At 65.0% G+C, this 26,188-nt stretch carries 29 protein-coding genes; 13 read left to right on the forward strand and 16 right to left on the reverse strand.

Annotated features, from left to right (window positions below):
- Window positions 1–3: 3 nt before the first annotated feature.
- Window positions 4–933: a hydrogen peroxide-inducible genes activator gene (locus DM806_RS08400; RefSeq protein WP_179042779.1), complete on the forward strand. Its 930-nt coding sequence runs from the start codon at window positions 4–6 to the stop codon at window positions 931–933.
- 57 nt (window positions 934–990) lie between these two features.
- On the opposite strand, the gene DM806_RS08405 is transcribed toward DM806_RS08400, so the two are convergent.
- From DM806_RS08405 to pgsA, 4 genes are all read right to left on the reverse strand, one after another.
- Entirely contained in the window at window positions 991–1,905 is a 915-nt protein-coding gene (locus DM806_RS08405; RefSeq protein ID WP_179042780.1) for a hypothetical protein, read from the reverse strand.
- A 182-nt stretch (window positions 1,906–2,087) separates the two neighbouring features.
- The gene (locus DM806_RS08410) at window positions 2,088–2,546 is read right to left on the reverse strand and encodes a molybdenum cofactor biosynthesis protein MoaE (protein WP_179042781.1); all 459 of its coding nucleotides are present in this window, start codon (window positions 2,544–2,546) and stop codon (window positions 2,088–2,090) included.
- Window positions 2,543–2,803: a molybdopterin converting factor subunit 1 gene (gene moaD, locus DM806_RS08415; protein WP_179042782.1), complete on the reverse strand. Its 261-nt coding sequence runs from the start codon at window positions 2,801–2,803 to the stop codon at window positions 2,543–2,545. The genes DM806_RS08410 and moaD overlap by 4 nt, the downstream gene beginning before the upstream one ends.
- 4 nt (window positions 2,804–2,807) lie before the next feature.
- Complete coding sequence (gene pgsA, locus DM806_RS08420) at window positions 2,808–3,371, reverse strand: CDP-diacylglycerol--glycerol-3-phosphate 3-phosphatidyltransferase (protein ID WP_179042889.1); 564 nt, start codon at window positions 3,369–3,371, stop codon at window positions 2,808–2,810.
- 132 nt (window positions 3,372–3,503) lie between these two features.
- On the opposite strand from pgsA, the gene DM806_RS08425 reads away from it, so the two are divergent.
- A complete protein-coding gene (locus DM806_RS08425) occupies window positions 3,504–4,814 on the forward strand; it encodes an MFS transporter (RefSeq protein ID WP_179042783.1) in 1,311 nt (436 codons plus the stop codon).
- A gap of 20 nt (window positions 4,815–4,834) precedes the next feature.
- Here the strand turns inward: DM806_RS08425 and DM806_RS08430 are convergent, their stop codons facing one another.
- Window positions 4,835–5,032, reverse strand: coding sequence for a hypothetical protein (locus DM806_RS08430; RefSeq protein ID WP_179042784.1), 198 nt, complete (start codon window positions 5,030–5,032; stop codon window positions 4,835–4,837).
- A 108-nt stretch (window positions 5,033–5,140) separates the two neighbouring features.
- Between DM806_RS08430 and DM806_RS08435 the strand changes: the two genes are divergently transcribed.
- Window positions 5,141–7,198, forward strand: coding sequence for a transglycosylase domain-containing protein (locus DM806_RS08435; protein ID WP_179042785.1), 2,058 nt, complete (start codon window positions 5,141–5,143; stop codon window positions 7,196–7,198).
- A 216-nt stretch (window positions 7,199–7,414) separates the two neighbouring features.
- Window positions 7,415–9,061: an ATP-binding protein gene (locus tag DM806_RS08440; protein ID WP_372859405.1), complete on the forward strand. Its 1,647-nt coding sequence runs from the start codon at window positions 7,415–7,417 to the stop codon at window positions 9,059–9,061.
- 1 nt (window position 9,062) lies between these two features.
- Here the strand turns inward: DM806_RS08440 and DM806_RS08445 are convergent, their stop codons facing one another.
- Complete coding sequence (locus tag DM806_RS08445; protein ID WP_179042787.1) at window positions 9,063–10,235, reverse strand: NAD(P)/FAD-dependent oxidoreductase; 1,173 nt, start codon at window positions 10,233–10,235, stop codon at window positions 9,063–9,065.
- A complete protein-coding gene (locus DM806_RS08450; protein ID WP_179042788.1) occupies window positions 10,235–10,690 on the reverse strand; it encodes a YaiI/YqxD family protein in 456 nt (151 codons plus the stop codon). Before DM806_RS08450 ends, DM806_RS08445 begins: the two co-directional genes overlap by 1 nt.
- Before the next feature lie 114 nt (window positions 10,691–10,804).
- Here DM806_RS08450 and DM806_RS08455 point away from each other — a divergent pair, with 114 nt between their 5' ends.
- From DM806_RS08455 to dxs, 7 genes are read left to right on the forward strand one after another with little or no spacing between them, the layout of a single operon-like run.
- Window positions 10,805–11,227, forward strand: a complete 423-nt coding sequence (locus DM806_RS08455; RefSeq protein ID WP_179042789.1) for an iron-sulfur cluster assembly scaffold protein — start codon at window positions 10,805–10,807, stop codon at window positions 11,225–11,227.
- Window positions 11,227–13,026, forward strand: coding sequence for a cation:proton antiporter domain-containing protein (locus tag DM806_RS08460; RefSeq protein WP_179042790.1), 1,800 nt, complete (start codon window positions 11,227–11,229; stop codon window positions 13,024–13,026). Before DM806_RS08455 ends, DM806_RS08460 begins: the two co-directional genes overlap by 1 nt.
- Window positions 13,023–13,349 carry a DUF423 domain-containing protein gene (locus DM806_RS08465; RefSeq protein WP_179042791.1) on the forward strand — a complete coding sequence of 109 codons (327 nt, stop codon included), beginning with the start codon at window positions 13,023–13,025 and terminating at the stop codon, window positions 13,347–13,349. Before DM806_RS08460 ends, DM806_RS08465 begins: the two co-directional genes overlap by 4 nt.
- A gap of 46 nt (window positions 13,350–13,395) precedes the next feature.
- Complete coding sequence (locus DM806_RS08470; RefSeq protein ID WP_179042792.1) at window positions 13,396–13,857, forward strand: Fur family transcriptional regulator; 462 nt, start codon at window positions 13,396–13,398, stop codon at window positions 13,855–13,857.
- 13 nt (window positions 13,858–13,870) lie between these two features.
- Window positions 13,871–14,440, forward strand: coding sequence for a nicotinamide riboside transporter PnuC (gene pnuC, locus DM806_RS08475; protein WP_179042793.1), 570 nt, complete (start codon window positions 13,871–13,873; stop codon window positions 14,438–14,440).
- Window positions 14,437–14,991 (forward strand): AAA family ATPase, encoded by a 555-nt coding sequence (locus tag DM806_RS08480; RefSeq protein WP_179042794.1) that lies wholly within the window; start codon window positions 14,437–14,439, stop codon window positions 14,989–14,991. The genes pnuC and DM806_RS08480 overlap by 4 nt, the downstream gene beginning before the upstream one ends.
- 10 nt (window positions 14,992–15,001) lie before the next feature.
- Window positions 15,002–16,918 carry a 1-deoxy-D-xylulose-5-phosphate synthase gene (gene dxs / locus DM806_RS08485; protein ID WP_179042795.1) on the forward strand — a complete coding sequence of 639 codons (1,917 nt, stop codon included), beginning with the start codon at window positions 15,002–15,004 and terminating at the stop codon, window positions 16,916–16,918.
- A 2-nt stretch (window positions 16,919–16,920) separates the two neighbouring features.
- Here dxs and DM806_RS08490 read toward each other — a convergent pair whose 3' ends face one another.
- Window positions 16,921–17,463: an AAA family ATPase gene (locus DM806_RS08490; RefSeq protein ID WP_218647407.1), complete on the reverse strand. Its 543-nt coding sequence runs from the start codon at window positions 17,461–17,463 to the stop codon at window positions 16,921–16,923.
- A 74-nt stretch (window positions 17,464–17,537) separates the two neighbouring features.
- Between DM806_RS08490 and DM806_RS08495 the strand changes: the two genes are divergently transcribed.
- Window positions 17,538–17,987, forward strand: coding sequence for an SRPBCC family protein (locus tag DM806_RS08495; RefSeq protein ID WP_179042797.1), 450 nt, complete (start codon window positions 17,538–17,540; stop codon window positions 17,985–17,987).
- On the forward strand, window positions 17,974–18,300 hold the full coding sequence (locus tag DM806_RS08500; RefSeq protein ID WP_179042798.1) for an ArsR/SmtB family transcription factor: 327 nt from the start codon (window positions 17,974–17,976) through the stop codon (window positions 18,298–18,300). The genes DM806_RS08495 and DM806_RS08500 overlap by 14 nt, the downstream gene beginning before the upstream one ends.
- Window positions 18,301–18,323: 23 nt before the next feature.
- Here DM806_RS08500 and DM806_RS08505 read toward each other — a convergent pair whose 3' ends face one another.
- From DM806_RS08505 to gpmA, 8 genes are all read right to left on the reverse strand, one after another.
- The gene (locus DM806_RS08505; protein ID WP_179042624.1) at window positions 18,324–18,740 is read right to left on the reverse strand and encodes a DUF3035 domain-containing protein; all 417 of its coding nucleotides are present in this window, start codon (window positions 18,738–18,740) and stop codon (window positions 18,324–18,326) included.
- The gene (lspA, locus tag DM806_RS08510; protein ID WP_179042799.1) at window positions 18,737–19,252 is read right to left on the reverse strand and encodes a signal peptidase II; all 516 of its coding nucleotides are present in this window, start codon (window positions 19,250–19,252) and stop codon (window positions 18,737–18,739) included. Before lspA ends, DM806_RS08505 begins: the two co-directional genes overlap by 4 nt.
- Window positions 19,253–19,297: 45 nt before the next feature.
- The gene (ileS, locus tag DM806_RS08515; RefSeq protein ID WP_179042800.1) at window positions 19,298–22,186 is read right to left on the reverse strand and encodes an isoleucine--tRNA ligase; all 2,889 of its coding nucleotides are present in this window, start codon (window positions 22,184–22,186) and stop codon (window positions 19,298–19,300) included.
- Window positions 22,187–22,305: 119 nt separating this feature from the next.
- Entirely contained in the window at window positions 22,306–23,232 is a 927-nt protein-coding gene (locus tag DM806_RS08520) for a bifunctional riboflavin kinase/FAD synthetase (RefSeq protein ID WP_179042801.1), read from the reverse strand.
- Between the two features lie 58 nt (window positions 23,233–23,290).
- Window positions 23,291–23,773: a dihydrofolate reductase gene (locus DM806_RS08525; protein ID WP_179042802.1), complete on the reverse strand. Its 483-nt coding sequence runs from the start codon at window positions 23,771–23,773 to the stop codon at window positions 23,291–23,293.
- Window positions 23,770–24,840, reverse strand: a complete 1,071-nt coding sequence (locus DM806_RS08530) for a 5-(carboxyamino)imidazole ribonucleotide synthase (protein WP_179042803.1) — start codon at window positions 24,838–24,840, stop codon at window positions 23,770–23,772. The genes DM806_RS08525 and DM806_RS08530 overlap by 4 nt, the downstream gene beginning before the upstream one ends.
- Before the next feature lie 14 nt (window positions 24,841–24,854).
- Window positions 24,855–25,340 carry a 5-(carboxyamino)imidazole ribonucleotide mutase gene (gene purE / locus DM806_RS08535; protein WP_179042804.1) on the reverse strand — a complete coding sequence of 162 codons (486 nt, stop codon included), beginning with the start codon at window positions 25,338–25,340 and terminating at the stop codon, window positions 24,855–24,857.
- Between the two features lie 94 nt (window positions 25,341–25,434).
- Window positions 25,435–26,121 (reverse strand): 2,3-diphosphoglycerate-dependent phosphoglycerate mutase, encoded by a 687-nt coding sequence (gene gpmA / locus DM806_RS08540; RefSeq protein ID WP_179042805.1) that lies wholly within the window; start codon window positions 26,119–26,121, stop codon window positions 25,435–25,437.
- Between the last annotated feature and the right edge of the window lie 67 nt (window positions 26,122–26,188).

Below are 26,188 nucleotides of genomic sequence, written 5' to 3' on the forward strand. Positions count from 1 at the left end.
TAAATGTCCAGTTACCTGCCTACCCTGAAACAGCTGCAATATCTGGTTGCGCTCAAGGAGCAGGGCCATTTCGGCAAGGCGGCCGAAAGCTGTTTCGTGACCCAGTCGACGCTGTCGGCGGGCATCCGCGAACTGGAATCGCTGATTGGCGTCACGCTGGTGGAGCGCACCCGCCGCGTGGTGCGCTTCACGGCGCTGGGCGACCGGATCGTGGAGAAGGCGCACCGCGTCCTGCGCGAGGCGGAGGAACTGGCGGCGATCGCCGAAGCCTCAGGCAAACCGCTCACCGGCGAATTGCGCATGAGCGTGATCCCGACCATCGCCCCCTTCCTGCTGCCCCGCCTGCTGCCCCGGCTGCGGGCCGAGCGACCGGAGCTGAAGCTCTATCTGCGCGAAGAAACCAGCCAGGCCGCGATCGAATCGCTGCGCCACGGCAATGTCGATTGCGTGCTGCTGGCGCTGCCCTTTCCCATGGGCGAACTGGACAGCGAGATATTGTTCCAGGACCGCCTCTATGTCGCCTTCCCGAAGGATGAGCCGACCAATCCGCCCGAATGGATCAAGCCCGGCATGATCGACGAGAGCAAGCTGTTGCTGCTGGAGGACGGCCATTGCCTGAAGGACCATGCGCTGGCCGCGTGCAACCGGCCGGACCTGCGCGCCAATGCGACGATGATGGGGACGTCGCTCCACACGTTGATCCAGATGGTCGACAATGGGCTGGGCGTGACGATGATACCGGAAATGGCGATTGCGGGCGGCATATTGGAGCATACCAAGATCACCGCGCGACCGCTGGAATCCGAACGCTCGTCCCGCGACATCGCGCTGGTGTGGCGCAAGAACAGCCCGCGCGAGAAGGAATTCCACATGCTCGCGGAAATCTTGCGGGATGCGGCGGAGATCAGTTGCCGATTGCCGGAAGCCGCCTGACTACGGAACCGCCGCAGCGATCCCGATCCGTTTCATTGCGCAGCGGCGATCCGACCGTCAGTTCCCGTAGGTTGCTTGTCCGATCGACATGAGTTGCTGTTTACGCTGCTCCATTTCCTGGTCGGGGGAAACTTGATCGCAGATGGCGCGCAGAACTTGCGTGACGAACCCGGCCGTGGATTGCAGATCGCCCAGATGCACATGTGGCTCCATGTTGAAATGGCGCAGGATGGAGCTCATTGACGCCTGATCGTTGATGATGATGCTATCCCAGCTCGACGCCTGGCGATAATCATCCATGCTGTATAAATCGGTGTAAATTCCGCGCCATGCACGCACGGCATTCTGAGCCAGCGCCGATGACAAATCTATGGCGAAAGCGCCATTGTTGATGTTCCACCAATCATATCGCGGATCATCTTTCTGATAGACGGAATGCAGCGCCATGATTTTCCCATCGTCGCGCAACGATGCAAGATAGGAGCGGATCGGGAAATCGGGGCGGGAGAAAATCGCATCCGCATCGACATAGACGACCCAACCGGAAAAGCCCTCATCGATCAGGTCGTTAAGCATGTAGATGCGATTATACATCGCGTGGTGGGGAAAGGCGCCGCGCTTCACACCCACATAGCTTTGGTAGCCCAGCCCATGGATATCCGCATATTTTCTGTTGAATTGCGATGAAATGGCCAAAAGACCACTATATCGTTCGGCATCGGCGGTCTGGACGACCATGATCTCGCCGCTGGCACCCTTATCGTTGATCGTGCTGAATTTCTCGATCGCACATTTCAGATAGGACGATATCATCCTGTCCTGTACTTGCTGGTTGATCGTGCATGCCCACTCAGCGCTTTGCATCACGTCATGACGCAGCTGGCGGATATTCCGCTCAAAGGCAGCGCCATTCTGAACCACCGCTTCATTTTCGGGATTGCGGCCAAGCAGATACATATAGGCGAAACGCACGGCCGTTTCGTCGACGCGAGAATCTAAACTATGCACGGATCCATCCTGATTAGCCCGGCGGCCACTGCCGCTCCGGACTCTGCCATTGCCCCAACGGGACCGGCTTAATGGTGCTCCCACCCGCTGTAAAGCAGGCGCAAATATCCGCCTGACGATCAGTCGCTTAATCCGCCCGCCAAGACTCACTCACGCCCTCGCTCTTCACCCCACTCCTTCGCCTTCGCCTCATCCTCGGCGCGGGCTTCGACCCACTGGGTCGCGCCGTCGGCGAAATGCTCCTTCTTCCAGAAGGGAGCGTGCGATTTGAGCCAGTCGATCAGATAGGCGCAGCTTTCCAGCGCCGCGGTGCGATGGCGCGAGGCGGCGCCGACGAAAACGATGCGCGCGCCCGGCTCCAGTCGCCCGAAACGATGGATGATGCTGACGCCCAGCAACGGCCAGCGCGCCAGCGCTTCCTCCACGATGCGCTCGACCTGCGCCTGCGTCATCGCGGGATAATGTTCCAGTTCGAGCGCGACCAGCCCGCCCTCGCCCCGCACTATGCCGGTGAAGCTGGCCACGCCGCCTCCGCCGAGCGCCTCCAGCGCGGCAAGCTCGCCTGCGACGTCGAAATCGTCCGACTGGATCGCGATCCGCTTCATCCGCCCGTCACCGGGGGGAAGAGCGCCACTTCGCGGGCGTCGCCGATTGCCGTGTCGAGCGGCACGAATCGCTGGTCGAGCGCCGCGCGCAGCCGGGCCGAATCGCCCAGCGCCTCGGCATATCCGCCGCCGCGCGCCGCCAGTGAGGCGACGAGGTCGGCGACCGTGGTGTCCGGGCCGGGCCTCTCCACCTGCTCCTCATCGCGACCTACGCCCTCGCGCACCCAGGCGAAATAGATGATGATCAGCGGCGCCATCGCATCAATCCATATGCTTGATGCCGACGCGCAGATAATCCCAGCCCGTGACCAGGGTCAGGATGGCGGCGGCCCAGAGCGTCGCGATCCCCACCATCTGCACGAAGGGGAATTGCGGCACGGCGCCCGCCAGGATCAGCGCGCCCAGGGCGATGATCTGGAAGGTAGTCTTCCATTTGGCGAGGCGCGACACCGGCACGGAAACCTGAAGCCCCGCGAGAAATTCGCGCAGCCCGGACACGGCAATCTCGCGCAGCAGGATGATCATCGCCGCGACGATGTGCATGCCGGCAATGTCGCGTGTCGCCGCCAGCATCAGGATGACCGCGCCGACCATGATCTTGTCCGCGATCGGATCGAGAAAGACGCCGAGTTTCGACACCGTTCCCTGCGCGCGGGCCAGATAGCCGTCGAAATAGTCGGTGATGCCCATCAGGCAGTAAAGGCCGAAAGCCAGCGCATAACCGGTGATCCAGCGGGCGCCGACATCGGCCGGCCAGAGCAGGGCGACGAGCAACGGCACGGTCAAAATGCGCGAAAGCGTCAGCAAATTGGGGAGCGTCAGCATGGGCGCGAACTGCCACAGACCGGCGCTGCGCACAAGCGAAGCATGTCGGCGGGTGCAACGGCATTGGACAGGGCCGCCGCCAGCCGCTAGACCCCGCCCCGGTCGCTAACGGGAAAGAAGACCCCCTTATCCATGCAAGCCTCTCTCAGGCTCCTGAACAAGCGCCGTTTTCTGCCGCTTTTCATCACCCAGCTGCTGGGCGCGTTCAACGACAATCTGTTCAAGAACGCGATGGTGCTGTTCGTCGTCTACCAGGTCTATAATGACGAACGGTCGGAAACCTGGTTCAGCGCGCTGGCGACGGGCCTGTTCATCCTGCCCTTCTTCCTGCTGTCGGCCTTGTCGGGCCAGCTGGCCGACCAGCGCGACAAGGCGGTCATCATCCGCTGGGTGAAGGCGGCCGAAATCGCCATCATGCTTGTGGGTGCGATAGGCCTTGGGCTGATCTGGAGCGGCATCGCCATCCATACGCTGGCGATCCCGCTGCTGCTGGTGGCGCTGTTCGCCATGGGCATCCATTCGACCTTCTTCGGCCCGATCAAATATGCGATCCTGCCCCAGCATCTGCACGACGATGAAGTGCTGGGCGGCACCGGCCTGGTCGAGGCAGGCACCTATATCGCGATCCTGGCCGGCACTATCCTGGCCGGCATCATCCCGGTGGAGATGGCCGCGATCGGCATCATCGTCACCGCGCTGATCGGCTATGTCGCCGGGCGCAAGGTGCCCTCCGCGCCGTCGCTGCTCGAAAAGCAGCCGATCGATTTCCACATCATCCGGTCCTCGATCACACTGGTGCGCGGGACGATGCATATCCGCCGCCTGTTCCTGGCGATCATGTCGATCAGCCTGTTCTGGGCGGTGGGATCGATCCTGTTCATCCAGTTTCCGCCGCTGGTGAAGAATGTGCTGACCGCCGACAAGCCGGTCGCCAGCCTGTTCCTCGCTATCTTCTCGATCGGCATCGCCATCGGGTCGATCGCGATCAACCGACTGTTGCAGGGCCATGTGTCGGCCAAATATGCGCCCGCATCGGTGATCGGCATGGGGGTGTGCATCATCGCCTTCCATATCGTATGCGACCTGTGGACGCCCGCGCCGGAGGGACAGATGCTCTCGCTCGGCGGCTTCTTGGCGCATCCGCTGGCGGTGCCGCTGTCGCTCTGCCTGCTGGGTGTCGCGACCTTCGGCGGCATGTTCGTGGTGCCGCTCTACGCCTTCCTCACCACCACGGTCGAGAAGTGTGAGGCGGCGCGCACGGTGGCGGCGAACAATATCGTCAATTCCGGCGCGATGGTGGTGGGATCGCTCTGCGCGATCGGGCTGAGCATCGCGGGCATGTCGGTGGTGATGCAGCTATTGCTGGTCGCGATCCTCACCCTGCCCTGCGCGGCGATGGCGTGGAAGCTGCACAAGGCCTGCGACGGCCCCCTGTGCCACTGAAGGGCACGCGGATCGGCGCCTTAATAGATGAAGCTGTAGAAGGCCGTGAAGAAGGCGCAAAAGCTGAGGGCGAACAGCTTCCAGTCGCTGTCGTCATCGACCGGGCGCTTGCGGCGCGCCGTGCGATCGTCGACCACCCGGAATATATGGGCGGGCAACCGCTGGCGGAACGGATGCCGGGCCGATTCGGTGGTAAGGACGAGAGGTCGGTTTCGCATGATGGCTGGTTAACGAAATATTTACCATTTTGGCCATTGGCATTCAGGGTTAATCTTCAGCTGTCCCGGTGCGGGACATGCTTGACTGTATGATGTGAACAATACAGCATGACCGAACCGATGCACGAGTCCGTCCCTCCCCACGCTCCCGAAGCGGTGCCGCAGCGTGAATTCGGCGCGGGACCGCCCAGCGCCTTCGCGCCGCCCACGCCCTGGCGTCGCCGCTTCCAGATTTTCGGCTGGGTCGTCGCCGCCGGCCTGGCCGTACTGATGCTGCTGATCGCCTGGCTGGCGGTCACGGCGCCTTTGTCGCGGTCGTTGAAGCCGATCGCGCCGCCCGCAATCAGCCTGATGTCGGCGGATGGCCATCTGATCGCCCGGCGTGGCGCGGTGATCGACAAGCCGGTGACGATGGCGGAACTGCCCGCCCATGTGCCGCAGGCCTTCATGGCGATCGAGGATCGGCGTTTCCAGAGCCATTGGGGCGTCGACCCGCGTGGCGTCGCGCGCGCCATGTGGCATAATCTCTGGTCGGACGGGTCGTCGCAGGGCGGCAGCACCATCACCCAGCAGCTGGCCAAGGGCGTGTTCCTGTCCGCCGACCGCACCTTCGGCCGCAAGGCGCGCGAGGCGCTGATCGCGATCTGGCTGGAAGCCTGGCTGACCAAGGACCAGATCATGGAGAGATATCTCTCCAACGTCTATTTCGGCGACAATGTGTATGGCCTGCGCGCCGCCGCGCGCCATTATTTCAACCGGTCGCCCGAACGGCTGACCATCCCGCAGGCGGCGATGCTGGCGGGGTTGCTCAAAGCGCCCTCGCGGCTGGCGCCTACCAGCAATTTGAAGGGCGCACGCACGCGCGCCGCGCTGGTGACGCAGGCGATGGTCGAAGCGGGCTATATTACCCAGGCGGAGCGCAACGCCCTGCCGCCCGCGCGCCTCAACGTCCATGACGATCCCGATCCGACCAGCGGCACCTATTTTGCCGACTGGGTGCTGCCCCATGCGCGCGACCGGGCGGGCGCGGTCTATGGCGAGCAGGAAGTGCCGACGACGCTCGACTGGCGCATCCAGCGACTGGCCGAAGCGGCGATTCGCCGCGCGCCGCTGGGCAATGCGCAGGCGGCGCTGGTGGCGATGAAACCCGATGGCAGCGTCGTCGCCATGGTCGGCGGGAAAAATTACGAGAAGAGCAGCTTCAACCGCGCGGTGCAGGCGAAGCGCCAGCCGGGATCGACCTTCAAGCTGTTCGTCTACCTCGCCGCCTTCCGCGCGGGGATGACGCCCGACGACATGATCGAAGACACGCCGATCACGGCCGGCACGTACCGTCCGGCCAATCATGGCGGGAAATATCGCGGCCGCATAACCCTGCGCCAGGCCTTCGCCGCGTCGAGCAATGTCGCCGCTGTGCGCCTGACCCAGAAGGTGGGTGTCGACAATGTCATCAAGGTCGCGCGCGACCTGGGCGTCACCGCGCCACTGACCGAGGATCTGAGCCTCGCGCTCGGTACATCGGAAATTCCGCTGGTCGAACTGGCGGAAGCCTATGCGTCGGTTGCCGCGGGCGCCTATCCGGTCGTCGCCCATGGCCTGCCGCCCGAGGAACAGGGCTGGTTCGAGAAGCTGATGCAGCGCCAGCGCCATTTCAGCGACGATCAGCTGGAAATGATCCGCGACCTGCTGTCCTCTGCCGCCAATCGCGGCACCGGCAGCGCCGCCGCGCTGCGCACCAGCACGTTCGGCAAGACCGGCACGACGCAGGACAGCCGTGACGCCATCTTCGTCGGCTATGCCGGTGGCCTCGTGACGGCGGTATGGATCGGCAATGACGACAATGCCCCCCTGCCCGGCGGCGCGGCCGGCGGTGGCGTGCCCGCGCGCATCTGGCGCAATTTCATGAGCGGCGCGATCAACGAGCCGGTCGAAAAGGTACCCGAGGAAGAACAGGATCCCGATCTGGTCAACGCCATCGCCAATGTCACGGTCGAAACGGGAATCGGCAATGTCGGCGTGGGCGTCGATCAGGACGGAATGACGGTCAATATCGGCGGCAACCAGCTGCGGATTCCGTCCGATCAGCCCCTGCCGCTGCCGCCGCAGGGCACGCCGCCGCCCCGCATTGCACCGACCCAGCCGGAGGGCGAGGACAGCGGACCCTAATCGCTTCAAGGACTAAGATGGTTAAGCCCGATATCGATGCCATATTGGACATATGACTTGCACGTCATGCGACAAAGTGTTGACGATCCCCCATTTCCTTACGGCTATACTTCGATGCTATAGAGAAACGATGTCCAATTCTGAGGTCACGCGATGGGTGGGGGAAGAAACGGCGATTTGAACTCCGAGCAGAAGGCTCTGGCGGCGCGCTGGAGCATGGCGGCGGAGACGATGGAAGCGCTGGCGGGCGCGCGGTCGATCGACGCGATCACCGCCGTGCTGCGTGCCTTTGCGCGCCGGGTCGTGGGCGCGGACGGCATCACCATCGTGATGCGGGACGGCGACCAGTGCCACTATATCGCCGAGGATGCGATGGAGCCGCTCTGGGCCGGGCAGCGCTTCCCGATGGTGAATTGCGTGTCCGGCTGGGCGATGATGAACCATCAGACGGCGGTCATTCCCGACGTGTTCGATGATGAACGCGTCCCCGTCGAAGCCTATCGCCAGACCTTCGTGCGCAGCATGTTGATGGTGCCGATCGGCCGGGTCGATTCGATCGCGGCAGTCGGCGCCTATTGGTGCGAGGCGGAGGTGCCGACCGACAATCAGATCGCCCTGCTGGAAGCGTTGGCGCGCGCGGCATCGACGGCGATCGAAAATAGCCGCCTCTTCGCATCGCTGGAGGCGCTGAACGGCCAGCTCGATCAGCGCGTTCGGGAAAAGAGCAGCGAACTGGAACAGTCGCAGGACAAGCTGCGCCAGTTGCAGAAGATGGAAATGCTGGGCCAGCTGACCGGTCATGTCGCGCATGATTTCAACAATCTGCTGACCCCGATCATCGGCAGTCTGGACCTGATCCTGTCGGGCAACGGATCGGTGGCGGCAGCCGGCCGGACCGCCGGGATCGCGATGCAGGCGGCCGAAACCGCACAAACTCTGGTGCAGCGTCTGCTGACCTTCGCCCGACGCCAGCCGCTCCAGCCGACGGCGGTCGACCTCCCCGATCTGCTTGCGGGGATGCAGGCTCTGCTCGCCAGCACGCTGGGGCCGCGCGTGACGTTGTCGGTGGACGCCCCCATATCCCTGCCCGCCGTGCATGCCGACGCGCATCAGCTGGAACTGGCGATCCTCAATCTGGCGATCAACAGCCGCGACGCCATGCCCGAGGGCGGCGCGCTGGCCATTACGGCGGAGGTGAATGAGTGGCGCCGGCCCGCCCAGCTTGCGCCCGGCAAATATGTGCGGCTGACCATCGCCGACACCGGTGTCGGCATGACGCCGGCGGTCAAGGCGTCTGCCATGGAGCCTTTCTTCACGACCAAGCCGGTCGGCCATGGCACGGGCCTTGGCCTGTCGATGGCGCATGGCCTGGCCAGCCAGTTGGGCGGCGCGCTGGAAATCGACAGCGAAGTCGGCAAGGGCACGCAGATCCAGCTCTGGCTGCCGGTGGAGAAGGTGAAGCGCGCGCCCGCCAGCCCGGCCGCGGGCAGCGAGGCGAGCGGCGCCAATCAGGGCAAGGCGCTGCTGATCGACGACAATGCGCTGGTCCGCAGCAGCACGCGCGAGATGCTGACCGAAATGGGTTACGACGTGGTCGATATCGAAAGCGCCGAGCTGGCGCTGGGCATGATCGAGGCCGGACACCGCCCGGATATCGTCATCACCGACCATATCATGCCCGGCATGACCGGCGTGGAGCTGGCGCTGCAGCTGCGCGTCGATCATCCCGACATCGCGGTGCTGATCATCTCCGGCTATGAGGGGGTAGATCTGATCGCGCCGCATATCGCGCGCCTGTCCAAACCCTTCCGCCAGAAACATCTTCAGGCAAGCGTCACCGCCGCCCGCGCGCAGGTAGCCTGATCTACAGCGCCTGTCCGGCGGCCACGCCGCTGGCCCAGGCCCATTGGAAATTATAGCCTCCGAGCCAGCCGGTGACGTCCACCGCCTCGCCGATCGCATACAGGCCCGGCACTTTGGCGGCTTCCATGGTGCGGGACGAGAGGCCGGCGGTGGCGATGCCGCCGACGGTCACTTCGGCCTTGGCATAGCCTTCGGTGCCCGATGGGGTGAAGGGCCAGTCGGACAGGCGCGCGCCGGCCGCGCGCAGGAATTTGTCGGTCAGATTGCCCAGTTCGCCCTGCGCCTCGATCCGCTCCAGCAAAGCGTCGGCAAGGCGCTCGGGCAAGGCCTGCGTCAACAGTTTGCGCAATTGGGTGCGGGGACGCGCCTTTTTCTCCTCGATCAGCCAGTCGGCCGCGCGATCGGGCAGGAAATTCACGTTGATCGAGGTGCGATGCTGCCAATAGCTGCTGATCTGGAGCATCGAAGGCCCGGACAGGCCGCGATGGGTGAAAAGCGCCGCCTCGCGAAAGCGGGTCTTGTTCCAGCGCACCTCGACTTCGGTGGACACGCCCGACAGGGACTGGAAAAGCTGTTCGTCCGGTCCCAGCGTAAATGGCACCAATGCCGGACGGGGCTGCACCACCGACAGGCCGAATTGCCGCGCGACATCATAGGCGAAGCCGGTCGCGCCCATTTTCGGGATGGACGGGCCACCGGTCGCCAGCACCAGCGCGGGCGCGCGATGCTCCCGGTCGCCCAGCCGGACGCGATACAGGCCGTCGCCATGGGAGACGTCCGTGACCGGATGGCCCAGCGCCATGGTGACGCCGCCCTTCGCGCATTCCTCTTCCAGCATGGCGACGATCTGCTTCGCCGATCCGTCGCAGAAAAGCTGGCCCAGCGTCTTTTCATGCCAGGCAATGCCGTAGCGCTCGACCAGCGCGAGGAAATCCTGTGCGGTGTAGCGGCCCAACGCCGACTTGGCGAAATGCGGATTGGTCGACAGATACCGGTCGGGCGCGGTGTGGATGTTGGTGAAATTGCACCGCCCGCCGCCGGAAATCAGGATCTTCTTGCCCGGCGCATCGGCATGGTCGACGAGCAGCACCCGCCTGCCCCGCTGCCCCGCGACGCTGGCGCACATCATGCCGGCCGCGCCAGCACCGAGGATGATCGCGTCGAAATCCGTCATCAGCGGCCTCGCTTCAGGCGCACCAGCGCCTCGTCGAGCGACGACAGGAAGCGTGAGCGATCCGCCTTGGAGAAAGGCGGCGGTCCGCCGATCGCGTCACCCACCGCGCCCGCGCGCAGATCGGCCATGATCGCCCGTGTCGCGACTGCCGCGCCGATCGAGCTGGTGGTGAAGGGCTTGCCATTGGGCGCGATCACCACGGCGCCGGCCTTCAGGCAGCGGTCGGCGAGCAATATGTCGGCGGTGATGCAGATGCTGTCCTTGTCCGCCCGCTCCGCGATCCAGTCGTCGGCAGCGTCGAAACCGTCGCTGACCACCACCCGATCGAGTAGCGGATGGGCGGGAATGCGGATCGGGCTGTTGCTGACGATCGTCACGGGGACTTCATGCCGCCAGGCGACCTTGTAGATCTCCTCCTTCACGGGGCAGGCATCGGCATCGACCAAAATCTTCATGGGGCCGGGCGATAGGCGGGCGGACGCGATGAGGCCAGCTTATTTCGGCGGTTATTTCGGTCGGGGACCAAGTGCCGCCTTCACCCCGCGATGTTCCTGCCCTACATGGTCGGCATGAGTGCCCCCCTGTATAACAAGGACATATTGCGGCTCGCCGCCAGCATCCCGCATCACCAGCGCCTGCCCGACCCGCAGGCGACCGTCGAGAAGCGCTCCCCCACCTGCGGATCGCGCGTCACCGCCGACGTCAGGATGGCCGATGGACGGCTTGCGGAAATGGGGCTGGACGTGAAGGCCTGCGCGCTGGGGCAGGCATCGGCGGCGCTGATGGGATGCCATGCGATCGGCCTGACGGCGGAGGAACTGGCCGACGCGCGTGACCGGCTGACTGCCTATCTGGCCGGGGAAAGCGACGATCTCGATTTCTGGCCGGGCTTGGCAGTGCTGGCGCCGGCGCGCGGCTATCCCGCACGCCACGCCTCGATCCGCCTTGGTTTCGAGGCGATCGCGGAAGCCGCGCGGATGGCGGACGCCTGATGGAGCCGCATGCTGCCGTGAGCGCGACCGACGTGCTGCTGTCCGAAGGCGTGATCCTGCTGGGCGCGGCCGTCGCCTTCGTCATGCTGTTCCGCCGCTTTGGCCTGGGCGCCGTGCTGGGTTATTTGGTCGCGGGGGCGCTGGTCGGGCCGCAGGGGCTTGGGCTGGTCGGCGGCGGCGAATCGAAGCTCGCCATCGCGGAGATCGGCATCGTCCTGCTGCTTTTCCTGGTCGGGCTGGAACTGCATCCCGCGCGGCTATGGCGACTGAAGCGCGACATTTTCGCGCTGGGCGCGGCGCAGGTCATATTGTGCGGCTGCGCGCTGACGGCGCTGATCTTCTATTCGACCGGCTTCAGTTGGGGCGCGGCGATCGCGCTCGGCCTCCCCCTCGCCCTTTCCTCGACGGCGCAGGTGCTGCCGAGCCTCAAGTCGAGCGGGCGCATCAATTCGCCCTTCGGCGAGAAGGTCTTTTCGATCCTGCTGTTCCAGGATCTGTCGATCGTTCCCCTCATCACCATCGTCGCCGCCCTATCGCGCAATCCCGCCGATGCGGGCGGCCCGCCGGGATGGATGATGGCGGGCTATACCGTCGCCGCCATCGCCGGGCTGGTGCTGGCCGGCCGGTTTATCCTGCGCCCGCTGCTGGCGCTGGTCGGGCGGATGGGCGAGCGCGAACTGTTCGTCGTCGTCGGCCTGTTCACCGTCCTCGCCGCTGCCGCGCTGATGCATGCACTGCACCTGTCGACCGCGCTGGGCGCCTTCGTCGCGGGCGTGATGCTGGCCGATTCGCCCTATCGCCATGAGATCGAATCCGACGTGGAGCCGTTCCGCTCCATCCTGCTCGGCCTCTTCTTCCTGGCGGTCGGCATGGTGCTGGACCTGCGCGCCGTTGCCGCCAATCCGCTATTCGTGCTGTCGATGGCGGCGATGCTGGTCGTAACCAAGGCCGCGATCATCACCGGCCTCGCCCGGCTGTTCGGGATGAACGGACAACAGGCGCTGGGCGCGGGACTGCTGCTGAGCCAGGGCGGCGAATTCGGCTTCGTCCTGTTCGCGCAGGCGCAGAATGCGCTGCTGATCGCGCCGCAGGCCGCCAGCCTGTTCAGCGCCATCGTCACCTTCTCCATGGCGACGACGCCGTTCCTGATGCTGTTCGCCCGCCGGTTCGAGTTCGCCAAGCCCAAGGATGACGGCAGCCTGCCCGGTCCCGAGGATGCGCCGCGCGGATCGGCCATCGTCGTGGGCTATGGCCGCTTCGGTCAGACGGTGGCGCAGATGCTGATGGGCCATGGCTTCGGTGTCACGCTGATCGACAAGAAGCCGGCGCAGATCGAGGTGTCGAGCCGCTTCGACATGAAGGTCTATTATGGCGACGGCACGCGCATCGACCTGCTCCGCCGGTCGGGCGCGGAGGAGGCGCGGCTGATCGCCTTCTGCATCGACGATCCCTCGCTCGACAGCCGGGCGCTGGAGCCGATCGCCGAAGCCTTCCCGCAGGCGGCGCTGATGGTCCGCGCCTTCGACCGGCGACAGGTGCTGGCGTTGCAGGAGATGGATTTGGCCGGCGTGGTCCGCGAAGTCTATGAATCGGCCATCTGCATGGGCGTGCAGGCGATGCAGTCGCTGGGCGTGCCGCAGGAGGAGGTCGAGGAGGTCGAGCGCCAGTATCGCGCCAATGACGAGCAGCGGTTCGCGCTCCAGATCGAACATGGCACGCTGCTGGCGGCCAAGGATCTGATGTATCGGCCGGGCAAGGCCATGCGGCTGCTGAGCCGGGGAGAAAAGGAAGACATATGATCGCGATACTGGCCTGCCTGTCCGCCGCGCTCGCCATCGGCGCGGGCGCGTTCGGAGCCCATGGCGTCACAGACCCGAAGGCGGCCGAATGGCTGCGCACCGGCGGCCTGTACCAGCTGATCCACGCCGTCGCGGCGGTGGCGATCCTGGGCGTGGCGCGCGGCGCCGCCGCGCTGCTGCTGATCGGCGCGGCGATCTTTGCCGTTTCGCTCTATGTCATGGCGCTGGGCGGTCCGCGCTGGCTCGGCGCGGTCACGCCGATCGGCGGCACGCTGATGATCGCGGGGTGGCTCTGGGCCGCATGGTGCTTCTCCCGCGGCTGATCCGCCCCATCTTGCCCGGAACCGCCGTCACGCCTAGATAAAGTCCATGGCCCACGCGCATCACCACCATCAGGAACCCACCGGCACCAAGCTGGCCGACGCTGCCCGCGCGACGCTGGAGGCGCAGAACGAGCAGTGGACGCCGATGCGCGCGGCCATTTTCGATGCGCTGGCGGCGGAAGAAAAGCCGGCATCGGCCTATGATATCGCCGACAATGTGTCGAAAGCGCGCGGCAAGCGCGTCGCGCCCAACAGCGTCTATCGCATCCTTGACCTGTTCGTGGCGAACAACATCGCCATGCGGGTGGAAAGCGCCAACGCCTATATCGCCAATGCGCATCCGGGCTGCCATCATGACTGCATCTTCCTGGTCTGCGACGAATGCGGGCAGGTGACGCATATCGATGACGATCCGATCACCAGCGCCCTGCGCACCGCCGCCGAAAAGGCCGGCTTCAAGCCCAAGCGCGCAGTGATCGAGATGCGCGGCACCTGTAGCGCGCACTGACGGCACGCCTGCGTTGAACATGCTGGAATGGGTCGCGGCGGCGCTCGGCCTCGTCAATATCCTGTTGGTCGCGCGCCGGTCGCTGTGGAACTATCCCTTCGGCCTAGCGATGGTGGCGCTCTATTTCTTCGTCTTCTTCGAGGCGAAGCTCTACAGCGACGCGCTGCTCCAGATCTTCTTCTTCGTCATCAACATCTATGGCTGGTGGAACTGGGTCCGCAGCGAAAAACAGGATGATGGCGGCATCGTAGTGGAGCGTCTGGGCAACCCTGCCCGCCTCTTCTGGCTGGCGGGCACGGCGGTCGCCGTCCTCGGCTGGGGCAGCATGATGGGCCACTTCACCGACGCCGCCGCGCCCTTCGCCGATGCAACCGTGGCGGGTATGAGCGTTGCGGCGCAGATCCTACAATCGCAGCGCAAATATGAAAGCTGGCTGCTGTGGGTCGCGGTCGACGCACTTGCCACCGGCCTGTTCTGGAGCCGGGGGCTGATCGCCACATCGGTCCTCTATGCCGTCTTCCTTGCGATCGCGCTCTACGGGCTGGTCGCCTGGCGCCGGACCATGGCGGGCGCAAAGGCATGACGTTCCGCGTGGTCCTGCACGGTGTCGAAAGCACCGGAAAATCGGTGCTGGCGGAGCGGCTTGCGCGGCATTTCGGCACAATCTGGGTGCCCGAATATGGCCGCACTTATGCCGAAACCCATGGCGTCGACATGGGCGAAGAGGATCTGCTGACGATCGGCCGGACGCAGGCGGCGATGATCGAGGCGGTACTGCCCGGCGCGCACCGCTTCCTGTTTGCCGACACCGATTCGCTGATGACCGCCGCCTGGGCGGAGATGATGATCGGCCATGTTCCCGATGTACTGCTGACCTATCCCAAGGCCGATCTCTACCTCCTCATGGAACCGGATGTCGCATGGGTGCCCGACGCCGTGCGCATCTACGGCGACGATTCGGTCCGCACACGCTTCGCGGCAATCAGCCGGAACATGCTGGAAAAATCAGGCGTTGTCTGGGCTTCGGTCGGCGGCGACTGGGACGCGCGCCTTGCCCGCGCGGTCCGGCTTGTCGAGGCGCTGGAGCGGCCAAAACCATCGTCAGGGTTCGACTTGGCGCAGGAAAACGAGTAGGCACTTCTTCATGTCCAATCCATCCACGCCGTTGCTCGATACCGTTCATACCCCCGATGACCTGCGCAAGCTGGAGCCGGATCAGCTCCGCCAGCTGGCCGACGAGCTGCGCGCGGAAACCATCGCGGCGGTCGGCGTCACCGGCGGCCATCTCGGTTCCGGCCTTGGCGTCGTCGAGCTGACGACCGCGATCCATTATGTGTTCGACACGCCGCGCGACAAGCTGGTGTGGGACGTCGGCCACCAATGCTATCCGCACAAGATCCTGACCGGCCGGCGCGACCGCATCCGCACGCTGCGCCAGGGCGGCGGCCTTAGCGGCTTCACCAAGCGCGCCGAATCCGAATATGACCCGTTCGGCGCGGCGCACAGTTCGACCTCGATCAGTGCGGCGCTGGGCTTCGCCGTCGCCAACAAGATGCAGGACAAGCCGGGCAAGGGCATTGCCGTGATTGGTGATGGCGCGATGTCGGCGGGCATGGCCTATGAGGCGATGAACAATGCCCGCGAGGCGGGCAACCGCCTGATCGTGATCCTGAACGACAATGACATGTCGATCGCGCCGCCGGTGGGCGGCCTGTCCGCCTATCTGGCGCGCCTGGTATCCAGCCGCGAGTTTCTGGGCCTGCGCGACCTCGCCAAGAAGCTGGCCCGCAAGCTGCCCCGCCCGCTGCACAAGGCGGCGAAGAAGACCGACGAGTTCGCCCGCGGCATGGCGACCGGCGGCACCCTGTTCGAGGAGCTGGGCTTCTATTATGTCGGCCCGATCGACGGCCATAATCTGGACCATCTGATCCCGGTGCTGGAAAATGTCCGCGACGCAGCGGAAGGACCGTGCCTGATCCATGTCGTGACGCAGAAGGGCAAGGGTTACGCCCCGGCCGAGGCGGCGGCGGACAAATATCATGGCGTGCAGAAGTTCGACGTCATCACCGGCGCCCAGGCCAAGGCGCCGCCGGGGCCGCCCAGCTACACCAACGTCTTCGCCCAGGCGCTGATCGCCGAAGCGGAGCGCGACCCCACCGTCTGCGCGATCACGGCGGCGATGCCGTCGGGCACGGGTCTCGACAAGTTCGAGCTGGCCTTTCCCGACCGCATTTTCGACGTCGGTATCGCCGAGCAACATGCCGTGACCTTCGCGGCGGGGCTGGCGGCGCAGGGCATGCGCCCCTTCTGCGCCATCTATTCGACCTTCCTCCAGCGTGCCTATGACCAAGTCGTCCATGACGTGGCGATCCAGAATCTGCCCGTACGCTTCGCCATCGACCGCGCGGGGCTGGTCGGGGCGGACGGGTCGACCCATGCCGGCAGCTTCGACGTCACCTATCTCGCCAGCCTGCCCAATTTCGTGGTGATGGCCGCCGCCGACGAGGCGGAGCTGGTGCATATGGTTCATACCTGCGCCGTGCATGACAGCGGCCCGATCGCGGTGCGTTATCCGCGCGGCAACGGCATCGGCGTCGACATGCCGGTCGTTCCCGAAGCGCTGGAAATCGGCAAGGGGCGCATCGTGCGCGAAGGACGGCAGGTCGCGATCCTGTCGCTCGGCACAAGACTGGAGGAAGCGCTGAAGGCCGCCGAGGCGCTGGAGGCGAAGGGCCTCAGCACCACCGTCGCCGACCTGCGCTTCGCCAAGCCGCTGGACGAGGCCATGATCCGCCGCCTGCTCACCACCCATGAAGTCGCGGTGACGATCGAGGAAGGCGCGATCGGCGGCCTTGGCGCACATGTGCTGACGCTGGCGAGCGACCTTGGCCTGATCGATAATGGGCTGAAGCTGCGCACCATGCGCCTGCCCGACATCTTCCAGGACCAGGACAAGCCCGAGAAGCAATATGCGCAGGCGCGACTGGATGCGGACGCGATCGTCGAAACGGTGCTGACTGCGTTGCGCCACAACAGCGTCGGCGCGGAGGCGCGGGCCTGATATCAGTGGCCAAGCTGGCTTCGGACGAAGGCGATGCGTTCCGACAGCGGCACAAATGGGAGGTCTATGACCTCATAGCCCAGTTCAGCGTAGACCCGGCGCATGATCGCGCAGGTTGCAGCGGCTTCCGCCTCGGACTGGGTTCGCTCGTCGTCGCCATGATAGATTGACGGCCAGTGAGGCGCGAGAAAGATGCGTCGCGCATATCGATGCAATCTGGCGGCCGTCAGCACATGATCCGGAACGGGAAGCGAGCAAAGCCTGAGATGCCCGATGATATCCGGAATGCCGCGATCGAACAGCGTCAGTTCCGGACGATCGGCCGCTTCTGCATAAGACCGCAATTCCCAACCCAGCATCTGTTCGGCAAACGCAATGGGATCACGCGAAGGAAGCGCCGGTCCCCCGATCGCATGCTGCGCGCGGATGATCGCTCGCCCTGCTTCGGGCATGGTACGAATTCCCTGCATCGCAAGTCCTTCGACCAAGCTCGTTTTTCCTGACCCCGGCCCGCCCGTAATCACCACAAGGCATGGATCCATCATATGGTCCTTTCATGCAACTATTTGGTTGCGTTAAATGGGGAGAATGACTATCAAGCAACCAGGAGGTTGCCTATATGACCGATTCCATCATCAAGACCGTCGAGATCGCCGCCCCGGTTGCCAAAGTCTGGAACGCGCTGGTCGACCATGAGAAGTTCGGCGCCTGGTTTATGGTGGCGCTCGACCGGCCGTTCGTCGTCGGCCAGACCACGACCGGCCGCATGACCTATCCCGGCTATGAACATTTTCCCTGGGAATCGCGCACGGTAGCCATCGAACCAATGACCCGCTTCGCCTTCGAATGGCCCGCTACGGGCGGCGACGAGGAAGCGATCAAAAATGGCGTGCCGGAATGGACGCTGGTCGAGTTCCTGCTGGAACCGAGCGCGACCGGCACGACGCTGACCGTGACCGAAAGCGGCTTCGACAAGGTGCCCGAGCCACGGCGAGGCAATGTGCTGCGCTCCAATGACGGCGGTTGGGCCGAGCAGATGGAGAATATCAGGCGCTATGCCGAGCAGTGAGCCGGCGCACCTGTTCGCGGCGCTGGGCGATCCGACGCGGCTGGGGCTGGTGACGCGGCTCTCGGACGGCAGCGAACGGTCGATCGTGCAGTTGGGCGAAGGGCTGCCGATGAGCCGGCAGGCGGTCGCCAAGCATCTGGATGTCCTGCACGGCGCGGGACTGCTTCACCGCCGCAAGAGCGGGCGCGAGGTTCATTATGCGCTGCGACGCGACGCCATAGAGGCCGCGCGCGGCTGGCTCGACCAGGTGAACGCCCAATGGGACGGCACGCTCGCCCGGCTCAAGGCCATGGTGGAGGAAGGGGACGGTTAACCCCCTTCCCGCCTATGCGATCATTATTGCGGGACGGACGCGCGCGCGTTCTGGCCGTCGCCTTCGGGCGCGGCGATGATGTCGCGCGTGGTGGCGCCCTTGTCGACGACCTGCGTGTCGGGATCACCCGCGGAGGAGCGGATGCCCGCGGCGGCATTGGCGCGGCCGGCGGCGTTCAGCGTGGCGCTTTCGCTGGCGCTGCGCGGCGCGGGACCGCCGAACATGGCCTGCATCGCTTCGCTGCGCGAATCGACCGCGGCTGCGGCAGGGGTGCCCGGCGCGGGCGGGACCAGCGCGAAATCGGGCGGGATCACCAGCGGGGCCTGACGCGAGACGGCGAATTCGTCGGGACGGCCGCGGTTGAGCAGGCCGCCGCCACCGCCGCCGCACGCCGACAGGGTAACGACAAGGCCAGCGGCGAGGATCAGATTACGCTTCACTTCAAAGTCTCCGTCTTTGCGCTCTTGTCGCGCAGCAGCAGCGCCCGCGCAAGCAGGATCAGCACGCCGATGGTGATGGCGGCGTCCGCCAGGTTGAAAATCAGAAAGGGCCGCCATTCGCCGAAATGCAGGTCAGCATAATCGACCACATAACCCAGCCGCACGCGATCGACGATATTGCCGATCGCACCGCCCAGGACGAGGCCAAGCGCCGCGACATCCTGCCGTGCGCGCTCGCGCCACATCCATATGCCGACGAAGCCCGCGATCAGCATCGTCATGCCGACCAGCGCCCAGCGCATGACATTGGTGTCCGCGTGGAAGAAGCCCATGGATACGCCGCGATTTTCCAGCCAGCGCAGGCGGAAGATGGGCAGGATATCGATCCCCACATCCGCCCGGCTCTTGAGCGCGAGCGGATAGGTGACGGTATATTTGACCAGCTGGTCGAGCGCGAGCGTCACGATCGCGACGGTCAGGCCGAGCGGGCGGTGATTGAGGGGTGTGGGCATGGTGAAGCTATGTCAGCCTTATGGAAAGTAGGAAAGGGTGAGGGATCACCCTTTCAACACCTCGTCGCAGCGATTGCAGAGCGTGCCGTCTTCCTCGACCTCCGGCAGCAGACGCCAGCAGCGGCCGCATTTGTGCCAGTCGCTGGGCTTGACGACGATGCCGTCGCCTACGCCCATCTCGATCCGGGCGACGATGGCGATTTCGGCGAAGTTCACACCGTCGCTGGGCAGCAACTCGCCCATTGTCACGTCCGCTTCCAGGCTGGAGCGGATCACCTTTTCGCGGCGGAACGGCTCGATCGCCTCGTTCACCTGCTCGCGCTGGTCGCGCAGTTCGGCCCATTTGTCGTTCAGATGGTTGTTGATCCAGTGATGGTCGACTTCCGGCCATTCGAGGAAATGGACGCTATCCTCGTTACTTGGGAAGCGGCTCTGCCAGACTTCCTCAGCGGTGAAGGGGATGATCGGCGCGACATAGCGGACCAGCGCATGGAAAAGCGTATCGAGCAGCGTGCGATAGGCGCGACGCTTGGGGTCAGACTTCGCATCGCAATAGAGGCAGTCCTTGCGGATGTCGAAGAAGAAGGCGGAAAGGTCGCTGTTCGCGAAGTCGAAGATGGCGCGAGTGTAGCGGCTGAATTCCAGCCAGTTCTCACTCTTCGCCGCCTTGTCCACCACGGCGCGCAATTCCGCGTCGAGCTGGGCCAGACGATGGAGCATATAGCGCTCCAGTTCCGGCATTTCCGCGTAGCTGACCGCTTCCGTTTCCTCATCATAGTCGGAAAGAGCGCCGAGCATGTAGCGGAAGGTATTGCGCAATTTGCGATAGGCGTCGGACGAACCGGCCAGCACTTCCTTGCCGATGCGCACGTCATCGAAATAGTCGGTGCTGGCGACCCAGACGCGGAGAATGTCCGCACCGCTCTCGCTCATAATCTTGAGCGGGTCGACCACATTGCCCAAGGACTTGGACATTTTCTTGCCCGAACCGTCAAGCGCGAAGCCGTGGGTGAGGACCGCCTTGTAGGGTGCCTGGCCGCGCGTGCCGCAGCTTTCGAGGAGCGAGGACTGGAACCAGCCGCGATGCTGGTCCGACCCTTCGATATAGAGGTCGGCGCGCGTCCCTTGGCCATAGCGCCCCTCGACCACGAAGCTGTGGGTCGATCCGCTGTCGAACCAGACGTCGAGAATGTCGTTCACGACTTCATAGTCGGCCAGATCATAGTCGGGGCCGAGCAGCGCCTGATGATCGGCGCCGAACCATGCGTCCGCGCCGGCGCCCTTGAACGCTTCGATGATGCGGGCATTGACCGCCGGATCAACCAGATAGTCGCCGCTCTTGCGATGGACATAGAGGGCGATCGGCACGCCCCAGGCGCGCTGGCGGCTGATGACCCAGTCGGGACGGCCTTCGACCATGGAGCGGATGCGGTTGGTCGAGCGCTCCGGCACCCAGCGGGTATGCTCGATCGCGTCGAGCGCTATTTCGCGCAGAGTCGGGCCGTTGCCGCTGACGATCGGGGTCGGCATCACGCCGCCCTCGACATCCACCACCGCACCTTCCTGCGGCTTATCCATGGGGATGAACCATTGCGGGGTGCAGCGGAAGATGATTTTCGCCTTGGACCGCCAGCTATGCGGATAGCTGTGCCTGAAGTCGTCCGACGCGGCGAGCAGCCCGCCCGCTTCGCGCAGGTCGGTGCAGATCGGGCCGTCCTTGCTGACGAACTTCGGGTTGATGACCGACCCCTGCCCGCCCAGCCAGAGCCAGTCGGCGCGATATTTGCCGTCGCCCTCGACCGCGAAGACGGGGTTCAGGCCATTCGCCTTGCACAGCGCAAAGTCGTCCTCGCCATGGTCGGGCGCCATGTGGACCAGGCCGGTGCCCGCCTCGGTCGTGACGAAATCGCCCGCGAGAAACGGACGCGGCTTGGCGAAGAAGCCGCCAAGCGCGTGCATTGGGTGACGCGCGACGGCGCCGGCGAGGTCGGAGCCTTTGAAACGTCCGCGCTCCGCGACGCTCCAACCAGTGCGGCGCTCAAAATCCTCAACCAAGTCGGCTGCGACAACAACAAGCCGCTCTTCCTTGATCATCGGCATATCATCGCCGGGATTAATAAACTTTGCTTCGCCAGAATGAGCCTGGCCAACCAAATACTCAATCTCCGGCCCATAAGCCAAAGCCTGGTTCACCGGGATCGTCCAGGGCGTGGTCGTCCAGATCACCGCATGGGCGCCGACCAGTTCCGGCGCGTTCGGCGCTTCCACGATCTCGAACGCCACGTCGATCTGGGTCGAGGTGATGTCCTCATATTCCACTTCCGCCTCGGCCAGCGCGGTCTTTTCGACCGGGGACCACATGACGGGCTTGGCGCCGCGATAGAGCTGGCCGCTTTCCGCGAATTTCAGCAGTTCGCCGACGATCGTCGCCTCGGCGTCGAACTTCATGGTCAGATAGGGGTCGGACCAGTCGCCCATCACGCCCAGGCGCTTGAACTGGTCCTTCTGCACGCCCACCCACTTGTCGGCATAGGCGCGGCACTGGGCGCGAAATTCGGACGCGGGCACCTCGTCCTTGTTCAGCTTCTTCTTGCGATATTCCTCCTCGATCTTCCATTCGATCGGAAGGCCGTGGCAGTCCCAGCCGGGCACATAGGGCGCATCCTTGCCGAGCAGCGACTGGCTGCGGACGATGATGTCCTTCAGCACCTTGTTCATCGCATGGCCCATATGGATGTCGCCATTGGCGTAGGGCGGGCCGTCATGCAGGATGAAGCGTTCGCGGCCGGCGCGCTTTTCGCGCAGCTTGCCATAGAGGTCCATCGCCTCCCACTTCGCCGCGATGGCCGGTTCCTTCTGCGCGAGGCCGGCCTTCATCGGAAAGTCGGTGACGGGAAGGAAGACGGTGCTCTTATAGTCAGGTGCGTCGGTCATGGGTGTCCGGTATCTGCAAACATCCGTTCGTTTCGAGCGCAGTCGAGAAACGCAAGTGCGGCGCTGGACGCTTCTCGACTTCGCTCGAAGCGAACGGGATTAGGAATAACTGCGCGGCATTAAGCGACGTGGGGCGTTCCCGCAAGGATTTGCCGTGCATCGGCGCAGTCCTGCGCGATCTGCGCGATCAGCGGGTCGAGGCCGTCATATTTCGCCTCCGGCCGCAGATATTGGATCAGTTGCACTTCGATGCGCTTGTCGTAGAGGCTTTCGGCGAAATCGAAGAAATGCGGTTCCAGCAATTCCTTGGGCGGATCGAAGCTCGGACGGATGCCGAGATTCGCCGCGCCATCGAGGACGCGGCCATCGGACAGCAGCCCGCGCACGGCATAAATGCCATAGGCCGGGCGCACATAGGGGCCAAGGTCGATATTGGCGGTGGGGAAGCCGATGGTGCGGCCGAGCTTGTCGCCATGCTGGACCACGCCCTCGATCGCGAAGGGCCGGGTCAGCAGGCGGGTGGCGGCGGCGCAATCCCCGGCGCGCAACGCGTCGCGGATACGGCTGGAGGAGATGACGCCCTCCCCGTCCGTAACCGGCGCGACCGCCTCGGCAGGCAGGCCCAGTTCGCCGAAGCTGGCGATCGTGCCGCTGCGTCCCTTGCCGAAGGTGAAATCCTCGCCCGTGACGACGGCGGCGACGCCGAGATCTTCGGTAAGAAGGCGAACATAGGCGGCGGGATCGAGCGCGGCGAGTTGCGGCGTGAACTGGAAGATCAGCATCGCATCCGCCCCCGCCTTGCCAAACAGCGCCTGTCGCTGGTCCAGCGTGGTGAGGCGGAAACTGGGCGTGCCGGGCTGGAACAGCCGCATCGGATGGGGATCGAAGGTGGCGACGATCGCAGGACGCCCTTCGGCGCGGGCGCGATCGATCGCGCGGCCGACCACCGCCTGATGGCCCGCGTGAAACCCATCGAAATTGCCGAGCGCCATGACGCTCCCGCGCAGATGGGCGGGGATCGGGGCGCTGCTGAGGAGCCGTTCCATCGCGCGGGCTATAGGGGCGTGCGCTGGGCGTGGCAATTGGGGATGCCCCACCGGGTGGTCATCGCCGTGCGAAGGTCACGAAGCTGTAGGCCGGACGCCCGTCCAGAGCCGGATGATCCTCACGCGCCGTTTCCCGCCACTCCGCTGCGTCGGGATAGGCGATGGCGGCGTCGCCCTCCGCCTCCAGATGCACTTCGGTCAGTTCGATCCGGTCGGCCTGACCCAGGAACAGGCGGTAGATTTCCGCCCCGCCGATCACCATGACGGTCGGCGCGTCCGCGAGCGCGATGGCGCTTTCGACGTCATGGGCTATCTCCGCCCCCTCCCCCGTCCATGCCGTATCGCGGGTCAGCACGATATGGCGGCGACCGGGCAGCAGGCCGGGCAGGCTGTCGAAGGTCTTGCGGCCCATCACCATCGGATGGCCGACGGTGATCGCCTTGAAGTGCCTGAGGTCCGCCGGCAGCCGCCAAGGGAGGTCGCCATCCTTGCCGATCACGCCATTGTCGGCGCGGGCGAGGACGAGGACAATCCCGCTCACAGGCTGAGCCGCGTCACATGCCCCATCTTGCGGCCGGGGCGCGCCTCATGCTTGCCGTAGAGGTGCAGATGGTTCGCCGGATCGGACAGGATCGCCTGCCAGTCATTGGCGTCGTCGCCGATCAGGTTGCGCATCTCCACGCGCGGCGCGGCAAGGCCGGTGTCGCCGAGCGGCAGGCCGCAGATCGCGCGCACATGATTTTCGAACTGGCTCGTCACCGCGCCCTCGATGGTCCAGTGGCCGCTATTGTGAACGCGCGGCGCCATCTCGTTGAAGACCGGGCCGTCGGCGCTGGCGAAAAATTCGCAGGTCAGCACGCCGACATAGTCCAGCGCGTCGGCGATCTTTGCCGCCATGGCGCGGGCCTGCTCCGCCTGCCCCTCGATCAGCGGCCCGGCGGGCGCGGTCGAGGTCGCAAGAATGCCGTTCACATGGACATTGGCGGGCGAATCCCAGAAGCGCACCTCGCCATCCGCGCCGCGCACCAGGATCACCGAAAATTCCTCGGCGAAGGTGACGAAGCCTTCGAGGATCGCGCTCTGGCGGCCAATGGCGTTCCAGGCGCCCACGGCGTCGCCCGGCTCCGACAGACGCGCCTGCCCCTTGCCGTCATAGCCCATGCGGTTGGTCTTGAGGATCGCGCGGCTGCCGACCTGCTCTATCGCGCTTTCGAGGTCGTCGAGGCTCTCGACCGGCGCGAAGGGCGCGGTCAGCCCGCCAAGGTCGCAGACGAAGCGCTTTTCCGCGAGCCGGTCCTGCGCCACGCGCAGCGCCTGCGCGCCGGGGCGAACGAGGCCATGGGCGCCCAGCACCTCGACCGCGGCGGGATCGATATTCTCGAACTCATAGGTGACGACATCGACGCGATCGGCAAAGGCGGCCAGCGCGGCGGCATCCTCATAGGCGCCGCGCGTCCAGCAGGGCGAGACATCGGCGGCGGGGCCGCTTTCCTCCGGCGCGTAGATGCAGGTACGATAGCCCAGCTGCGCCGCCGCCATGGCGATCATCCGGCCGAGCTGGCCGCCGCCGATGATGCCGATGGTGGAGCCGGGCGCGATGATGGTCATGTCTCTCTTATCTATCAGTCTTCGACGGTTTCGGCGACAGCGTCGGTCTGGCGCGCGCGCCAAGCATCGAGCCGTTCGGCGAGGTCAGGATCGTTGATGGCGAGGATCGCGGCGGCCATCAGCCCCGCGTTGATCGCGCCGGGCTTGCCGATCGCCAGCGTGCCGACGGGGATGCCGCCGGGCATCTGGACGATGGAGAGCAGCGAATCCATGCCCTTCAGCGCTTTGGATTCGACCGGAACGCCCAGCACCGGCAGGCGCGTCATCGACGCCGCCATGCCCGGCAGATGCGCCGCGCCGCCCGCGCCGGCGATGATGACCTTCAGGCCCCGCGCCGCTGCGCCGGTGGCGTAATCATAGAGGCGCTGCGGGGTGCGGTGGGCCGACACGACCTTGCATTCATGGGCGACGCCCAGCGTTTCCAGCGTTTCGGCGGCGTGGCGCATGGTCTCCCAATCGGACCGCGACCCCATGATGATACCGACGTCGATTGCGCTCATGACCGTGCTGCTTTCCCCTGATGCCCGGAAAGCAAAGCCCCTTAGCGGCCGGGCCGCCAGGGGGCAATGTGGATTCGGGCGAAAGGCGGGGCTTTTACCGCTCCGACAGATAATAACGGTCGATCGCGCTCAGATCGTCCGCCAGTTCATAGACGATCGGCTGGCCGGTCGGGATTTCCAGCTCGGTGATCTCGTCGTCGGGAATGTTCGACAGATGCTTCACCAGCGCGCGCAGCGAATTGCCGTGGGCGGAGATCAGCACGCGCTTGCCGGCCTTCAGGTCGGGGGCGATGGTCGATTCCCAATAGGGCAGCACGCGGGCGATCGTGTCCTTGAGGGATTCGGTCGACGGGATGGCGATGCCGGCATAGCGACGGTCGGCCGACAGGTCGAACTCGCTGCCCGCTTCCAGCACCGGCGGCGGAATGTCGAAGCTGCGGCGCCAGACCTTGACCTGATCGTCGCCATGCTTGGCTGCGGTCTCCGCCTTGTTGAGGCCGGTCAGGCCGCCATAATGACGTTCGTTGAGGCGCCAGTCCTTCTCCACCGGCAGCCAGAGCCGACCCATTTCCTCCAGCGCGAGGTTCAGCGTCTTGATAGCGCGGCTCTGAAGCGAGGTGTAGCACTGGTCGAAGTCCAGTCCCTTTTCCGCCATCAGGCGGCCGGCGGCGCGCGCTTCCTCCACACCCTTTTCCGTCACATCGACGTCCCACCATCCTGTGAAGCGGTTTTCCAGGTTCCAGGCCGACTGGCCGTGACGAATGAGGACGAGAGTGGGCATGGGGCGCGTCTCCTGCACGATAACGGCAAAATGATGCGCATCCCATAACGGGCAAAATCGCGGGCGC

The organism is Sphingobium lactosutens (genome assembly GCF_013393185.1).
Taxonomy (GTDB): Bacteria; Pseudomonadota; Alphaproteobacteria; order Sphingomonadales; family Sphingomonadaceae; genus Sphingobium; species Sphingobium lactosutens_A.

Coding starts and splice junctions, on each gene's coding strand:
- DM806_RS08460 (WP_179042790.1), top strand. CDS start 11,227: ATGGAGCCGCATGCTGCCGTGAGCGCGACCGACGTGCTGCTGTCCGAA.
- dxs (WP_179042795.1), top strand. CDS start 15,002: ATGTCCAATCCATCCACGCCGTTGCTCGATACCGTTCATACCCCCGAT.
- pgsA (WP_179042889.1), bottom strand. CDS start 3,371: ATGCTGACGCTCCCCAATTTGCTGACGCTTTCGCGCATTTTGACCGTG.
- DM806_RS08450 (WP_179042788.1), bottom strand. CDS start 10,690: ATGAAGATTTTGGTCGATGCCGATGCCTGCCCCGTGAAGGAGGAGATC.
- DM806_RS08520 (WP_179042801.1), bottom strand. CDS start 23,232: ATGGAACGGCTCCTCAGCAGCGCCCCGATCCCCGCCCATCTGCGCGGG.
- DM806_RS08455 (WP_179042789.1), top strand. CDS start 10,805: ATGAGTGCCCCCCTGTATAACAAGGACATATTGCGGCTCGCCGCCAGC.
- gpmA (WP_179042805.1), bottom strand. CDS start 26,121: ATGCCCACTCTCGTCCTCATTCGTCACGGCCAGTCGGCCTGGAACCTG.
- DM806_RS08425 (WP_179042783.1), top strand. CDS start 3,504: ATGCAAGCCTCTCTCAGGCTCCTGAACAAGCGCCGTTTTCTGCCGCTT.
- purE (WP_179042804.1), bottom strand. CDS start 25,340: ATGAGCGCAATCGACGTCGGTATCATCATGGGGTCGCGGTCCGATTGG.
- DM806_RS08530 (WP_179042803.1), bottom strand. CDS start 24,840: ATGACCATCATCGCGCCCGGCTCCACCATCGGCATCATCGGCGGCGGC.
- DM806_RS08470 (WP_179042792.1), top strand. CDS start 13,396: ATGGCCCACGCGCATCACCACCATCAGGAACCCACCGGCACCAAGCTG.
- DM806_RS08400 (WP_179042779.1), top strand. CDS start 4: ATGTCCAGTTACCTGCCTACCCTGAAACAGCTGCAATATCTGGTTGCG.
- DM806_RS08495 (WP_179042797.1), top strand. CDS start 17,538: ATGACCGATTCCATCATCAAGACCGTCGAGATCGCCGCCCCGGTTGCC.
- DM806_RS08430 (WP_179042784.1), bottom strand. CDS start 5,032: ATGCGAAACCGACCTCTCGTCCTTACCACCGAATCGGCCCGGCATCCG.
- ileS (WP_179042800.1), bottom strand. CDS start 22,186: ATGACCGACGCACCTGACTATAAGAGCACCGTCTTCCTTCCCGTCACC.
- DM806_RS08435 (WP_179042785.1), top strand. CDS start 5,141: ATGACCGAACCGATGCACGAGTCCGTCCCTCCCCACGCTCCCGAAGCG.
- DM806_RS08410 (WP_179042781.1), bottom strand. CDS start 2,546: ATGAAGCGGATCGCGATCCAGTCGGACGATTTCGACGTCGCAGGCGAG.
- moaD (WP_179042782.1), bottom strand. CDS start 2,803: ATGGCGCCGCTGATCATCATCTATTTCGCCTGGGTGCGCGAGGGCGTA.
- DM806_RS08440 (WP_372859405.1), top strand. CDS start 7,415: ATGGCGGCGGAGACGATGGAAGCGCTGGCGGGCGCGCGGTCGATCGAC.
- lspA (WP_179042799.1), bottom strand. CDS start 19,252: ATGCCCACACCCCTCAATCACCGCCCGCTCGGCCTGACCGTCGCGATC.
- DM806_RS08490 (WP_218647407.1), bottom strand. CDS start 17,463: ATGATGGATCCATGCCTTGTGGTGATTACGGGCGGGCCGGGGTCAGGA.
- DM806_RS08480 (WP_179042794.1), top strand. CDS start 14,437: ATGACGTTCCGCGTGGTCCTGCACGGTGTCGAAAGCACCGGAAAATCG.
- DM806_RS08465 (WP_179042791.1), top strand. CDS start 13,023: ATGATCGCGATACTGGCCTGCCTGTCCGCCGCGCTCGCCATCGGCGCG.
- DM806_RS08500 (WP_179042798.1), top strand. CDS start 17,974: ATGCCGAGCAGTGAGCCGGCGCACCTGTTCGCGGCGCTGGGCGATCCG.
- DM806_RS08445 (WP_179042787.1), bottom strand. CDS start 10,235: ATGACGGATTTCGACGCGATCATCCTCGGTGCTGGCGCGGCCGGCATG.